General features: G+C 34.9%; 5 protein-coding genes. 2 read left to right on the top strand and 3 right to left on the bottom strand.

Annotated elements, in window-relative coordinates; all coding sequences use genetic code 11:
- Nucleotides 1-142 (top strand): ATP-binding protein (locus JCM10596_RS28985; protein WP_234410617.1); only part of this gene is annotated, 142 nt, incomplete at its 5' end.
- Nucleotides 143-651: 509 nt separating this feature from the next.
- On the opposite strand, the gene JCM10596_RS22490 is transcribed toward JCM10596_RS28985, so the two are convergent.
- Both JCM10596_RS22490 and JCM10596_RS22485 read right to left on the bottom strand, forming a co-directional pair.
- Nucleotides 652-1,620, bottom strand: a complete 969-nt coding sequence (locus JCM10596_RS22490; protein ID WP_025029022.1) for a restriction endonuclease subunit S — start codon at nt 1,618-1,620, stop codon at nt 652-654.
- Nucleotides 1,613-3,550, bottom strand: coding sequence for an HsdM family class I SAM-dependent methyltransferase (locus tag JCM10596_RS22485; protein WP_199900169.1), 1,938 nt, complete (start codon nt 3,548-3,550; stop codon nt 1,613-1,615). The genes JCM10596_RS22490 and JCM10596_RS22485 overlap by 8 nt, the downstream gene beginning before the upstream one ends.
- A 218-nt stretch (nt 3,551-3,768) precedes the next feature.
- Between JCM10596_RS22485 and JCM10596_RS22480 the strand changes: the two genes are divergently transcribed.
- The gene (locus JCM10596_RS22480; protein WP_081792159.1) at nt 3,769-4,020 is read left to right on the top strand and encodes an exodeoxyribonuclease VII large subunit; all 252 of its coding nucleotides are present in this window, start codon (nt 3,769-3,771) and stop codon (nt 4,018-4,020) included.
- Between the two features lie 427 nt (nt 4,021-4,447).
- Here JCM10596_RS22480 and JCM10596_RS22475 read toward each other — a convergent pair whose 3' ends face one another.
- On the bottom strand, nt 4,448-4,999 hold the full coding sequence (locus tag JCM10596_RS22475) for an SMI1/KNR4 family protein (protein WP_025029019.1): 552 nt from the start codon (nt 4,997-4,999) through the stop codon (nt 4,448-4,450).
- Between the last annotated feature and the right edge of the window lie 527 nt (nt 5,000-5,526).

The following is a 5,526-nucleotide window of genomic DNA, read 5'->3' as shown; positions in this document are numbered from 1 at the left end:
AATTATCCTGACTTCGAATAAAAGTCCAGATGAATGGGGAAATTTAATTGGAGATCAAGGCATTACGACAGCCATTTTGGATCGGTTACTCCATCGAGTGGAAGTCATTCATGGTAGAGAGGATGAGGAAAGCATCGTATGAGAAATCGGATGAGCATATTTTCAGCAGAAGTGTAAAAAGGAAATGAGCAAAAAGTGTAAAATTCGGCTTGACGTCTACACTAATGTCATTATGCTATTTTGGTTTCGTTTTTGATTGCTAATTGTAGCGTTAATATTTATCATCGTTGATATATAAGGGGAAATAAAAAACCAAATCATATGCGATTTGGTCTGCTAATTAGTATGCTATTTCGTATGTTTCTCCACCAAAACGGAATTGCTTAGCCTTAGAAGAGGCTCTTAACTCACTGTTACATCATTTATTTACCTTCATAAACTAGTAGTGAGCAGCACTCCACATGTGTGGGTTGCGTAAAATAGACAGTATTCTGATGTGGCAGTATTCGCTTGCTTGAAAAGAAGACACTTGACCCCCACCCTGTCAAAATCGGGAGAGGTAACCGTGAATTCGTGAAATCGTTGCTGTTATGCGGAAGTCAGTCATTCAGAAAATCAGCAGTTAGTATCTTTACAAAAAAATGTGAGCATTTAGTGAGTGTTTCCGTCGAAATTATAGATTTGATTACTATATGGTAAAGACTTAATATAATTTCTAATGAACTCCCAATCTGGTTCATTTATCGATGAGACTGGGAGTTTTAATTTAGAACTTTTCATTCTTTCAACATGCCATTTTCGACCATAGTTAAACCTGTACTTTTCTTTTCGAATGATTGTACAAATAAACATTGCAATAGGAGCGTCTAATGTGAAATTTGGATATAAGACATTTACATCATCTGAACACCAAAAAGGGGTGGGTTGGTAGTACGCTTCTGCTACACCATTTCCATTATAGTTTACTGTTATTACATTACCGGGATGAATTGGTTTTTTATTAATCATGTTTGTAAGACCATTATTAGAATCTGTTGCTCCAATAAATGGGGTCTGCCCTGGTTCCATATCTGCTTTTGTAAGTCGTTTGCCCTTCTTTATTTCGAATAAGTCGCTAAAACTAAACCATTCCCACAATCTTGAATTAAGATCTTCTGAAAAATTATTTATGCTTGCCTTTTTAATGTCTGTATAATTGCTAATATCTAATGTATAAACCCACTTAGGTATCTCGTTCGGCGAAGGAACGAGAATTTGTCTTAATGTTCTATCTGCTTGACGACCATAATTATAACGATATTTATTTTTTCGAATTGCTAAACAATAAAATATTTTAACTTGGTCGGACATTTCTGTTTTCGGTGTCAGTACTGCAATTTGATGAGCAACATAACATTGTTCAGGTTGTAAAAATGCATGTAGTACCGTGCCTTTTAGTGGGACTGTTATGCAACCTGATGGATACAAAACTGCTTCTGAATTATTCTTGACACGAGCCACAATTCCATTATTTGTTCCTCTTGAGCTAATAAAATTAATGCCTTTAGGGTCTTGCTCCTGCTCTGAGAAAATAAGGGTTCTTGGATAATCGATATTAAATAAGTCCTCTAGCTTAATCATTTTCTTCACCGTTAATTCCGTTAGTAAGTGAAAATACAACATAGTTTTTCATTGTATGTTCAAATTCATCTGGGCTTAAGTCTGAATAATCCGTCTCCAGATAAGCTTCCGCACACCACTCATCCTCATGAGTAACATACTCCATTACACATTCGCCCGGATGTACCTCTCGATTTCTATATTGTTCAATCCATCTTTTAAGAATTGCATCCCATTGATTATTAAGATCAATCCTTCCTTTGTTTTTAGTTTTAATAAAACCATCATTTTTCCAATAGCCGAACCATGTTTTTTTATTACTGTTAGAGTGAGGAATACCTACCGTAAACACCATAATACAAGTAACTACTCCAACAGGATAAAAAAGATCATCCGGCATTGACATAACTGCTTCGAGGGTATGATGCTTCAAAAGTTCTTCTCTAAGTGGATGGGGAGAAATAGCACAAGACATAGGAACAATTGCTATTCCTGTACCACCTATTTCAAGATTGTCGAGCATATGCTTAACAAAAACTAATTCATGCAAATCCTCATCACCCTGAGAGTAAGGAGGATTCAACATACCTACTGTGCACTTGTGGCTATTAATATCTTTGGTGATTCCAACATCAAAGCAATTACCTTGATATAAATTGGCTTTTCCGTCACCTCGTAAAATCATATTACTAGCTGCAAGTGCATACATGTTAGGTTGTTGTTCAACACCAACCAAACAATTTTTTTTGATGTACTCTCGTTCATCTTCTGTAATTGCCTGTTTAACCATTTGTTGCATAGAAGAAATAAGAAACCCACTTGTTCCTGCACAAATATCTAGAACTTTAGTATCTTTCCGCAAATTAGCAATATGAGCAAAAAGTTCTGTAATATGTCTAGGTGTAAGTACAATTCCTAATGCTTTTTTATCCCCACCTGTGTATTTAAGAAATTCACCATAAAATTGTCCAACAACATCAAAATCATGATAGATACTTATAAACGGCCAGACTTTTTCATTAAGATTTTTAATTAGTTCATTTAAGGCCCCCTTGGGATACTTCGGTGTTGCTTTTCCAAGCTCAGGGTGTACCGCTATACTCGAATAAGGTTGAGTCATACTATATTTTTTTGATTTAGGTATGTCAGCCTTAGTTATTTCCTCATTTATCACATGCATCCATTGTTTTTGTAAATCTTCAGGACTATATTCACCAAAACTTTTAGCAAATGCTGTATTTCTTAAAGCAATTAGAGTTCCACTTACTAGCAAAGGTTTTTCACTTTCGGTCAATTTCGCGTGATCTCTCATAAAGTCATGTAAATTTCTTGAAAAAGCCATTAAATCTTCATGACGGTTCTTTGCAACTTCAGGGTCGAAAGAACCATGACGAAGATAATCGTCATAAGGAATTATGCGGTCGATCATCAATCCATTTTCATTTGTTAAATCTTTATAAGTCGCTGAACCCTTTGGCCATAAAAAAGAACTGACTTTAAGCCCTGATTTATTTTGACCACTTACGGCTACAGCAATTATGTTGAATGACCTAGATAAACGAGAAGCATAATGGATTACACCATCAACTGCATAATCGGCTAGTTTATCTCTAGTAGAACTTTCGTGTTGCTTAGTTGTTGCTTTACACTCGAAAATAATCAGGAAGTCAGGTGAGGACTTTGAACTTATGATAAACTCCGGAGCTCCTCTTCCAACTCCTCCTGATTTACTTGCACCCTTCAATAGTCTCGTTACTTCTTCAATCTGACTCTTTTGTTCCTCAACTACAATATCATTATCGGCTGAATAATAATCAAGTTCTCTGAGCGAATCTCTTACAATATTTTCAGTAATCCTTTCGTTTGCCATATCTACTTCCCCTGTCATTTCTATATTAATTATGTAGTCACTAACTAAAGTACTTAAATTACTTTCGGTATAATTCGTCAAAATCCTTCCTTCTTATTAGGTAGTTGTTCATTTACACATAGGAACAATCCTACAGCGTGCAAAAAATTCATAAATTTTTTGGTACGGGGCAAACGTAGATAAACTCTGCCGCGAATACAAAAAGTAATTCATTCGCCACCCGGTATACCTTTTTATGTCATGGTCTCCAAGGAGTTTAGAAGGCTTCTCACGGCAAGAATTAAACCACCTATGGGGAAATAATTATTGCCCAAATAGTCGTTTATGATGCCCATTTAGATAAGGGTAGTTACGATGTTATGTTAGTAGTAAGGGGCGGAGGACAGGAAAGCGACTTTCACGTATTTGAGCATGTGTCTGTGGTAGAGGCAATAAAAGAATCGAAGACTCCTGTAATTATGGGAATAGGTCATACCGATAATCAAACTCTTGCTGATGCAGTCACGGATCGATCGGAAACAACTCCTACTAAGGCTGCGAGTTTTTATTAGATAGTTTAGGTAAACCTGTAATAACACATTCCTATGTAAAAGAAACCACGGCTAGCTATCAAACGAATTGGAAGAAGAAAAATCAATATGAAAATTATAATAAGAAGCAAAGGAAACCAGTTGGCTGCGCTACGGCAATACTAGGGTGGTATTCGTAGTCCTCGGATCTGTAATGTTTTTATAGAGTGCTCGTATAGGGGCAATCCAACAAATCCTTGAAATGAAATAAGTGATGATCCACAAAAGTCGATTCAATATCGGTTTTTTATCAAATTAATATACTCTTAAATAAACAGTACTATGCAAAATTTTCTTAGTTAAGGCTAGGGAGTACGGGTGTGTATTGATATAAAACTCTTTACAAGATTAAACTACCACAACTTCAGTGATTTCTGAGTTGTGGTAGTTTAAGAGTTTTTTATCCGTATTACCTAGTTGAGTAATAATTTAAAGCATTATATAGTGACCACGTCCAATATTTCGCTCCTTGAGCAATAATAATCCTATCTAACCAAATTTCAAAATTTAAATTCAGATATTTAGCATCTTCAACTGATGTGCAGCTTTCGTGGTAAACCAAGTAGTCATTTCTTCCTGCTCTGCAACGATCAGAGTCAACTAATAGACAATCCCCATGATAGTAAGCGATGGGATACCATGTAGACGGCATATAATCAAGATGCTGCTCTTTGTAATCCTCTAGAGATAATATCTCTATACCTCCACCACATTCTATGTCATTAAATAATATCGCTCCGTTATGGATGAGTAAAAATGTTTTTAAATCTTCCGGAATTAGCCAAGACGAAATATTTTCAAATATGGATATCTCATCTTGTTTTTTAGGGGGATTAAACTTAAATTCTACATGGCTGATATTTCCCTCCTCATTTTGAATGGTTAGTTGACTACTAGTATTTAATCTTTTTTTGAGTGATTCAATTGTATTGGGAATAAAAAAATTATTTTTCGTGGTCATTTATATCACCTCACATAATACAGTTTTTTTATTGAATAAGACATGAAACCAGAATCCAAGGCGGCGGATCTGGTTTCAGTCATCATACAATTGTGCTATTTTTCTTTGTCTTGGAACATCCAAAACCTTTCCTTTTAACTTGTAAAAAATAGATGAATCCAAGTCTGAAAGTCAATACCGAACCTATGTGATCTACGAATGTTTCCTTCTTCGTCTTCAAAGGAATTTGCAGGCTCATTGTGCATTATTATTTCTTAAATTTCACATTAAATTTGAGATTCATCTCAATGATCCCTTATATTTATTGAATTTTTGACTAGTCCAGCAAGACCTAATTAAAACTCTTTTTGTGAATAAATTAATTTTGAAATTCTATAAGATACATAAAAGATCGTAACAAGAATAAAAGAATAAACGATCTCCTTAGAAAAAAAGGGTACATTTGTTATTAAAGAATCGATCCAAGAGAACCATTTTACAAAACTCGTCGCAGAAAAAGATATTACAATGAATAAAAATATATTAAC

This window comes from Caldalkalibacillus mannanilyticus JCM 10596, assembly GCF_000615945.1.
GTDB classification, from domain to species: Bacteria; Bacillota; Bacilli; order Caldalkalibacillales; family JCM-10596; genus Bacillus_AT; species Bacillus_AT mannanilyticus.
The sequence above is the reverse complement of the archived record's forward strand: the minus strand, read 5'-3'. Positions and strand labels throughout refer to the sequence as shown.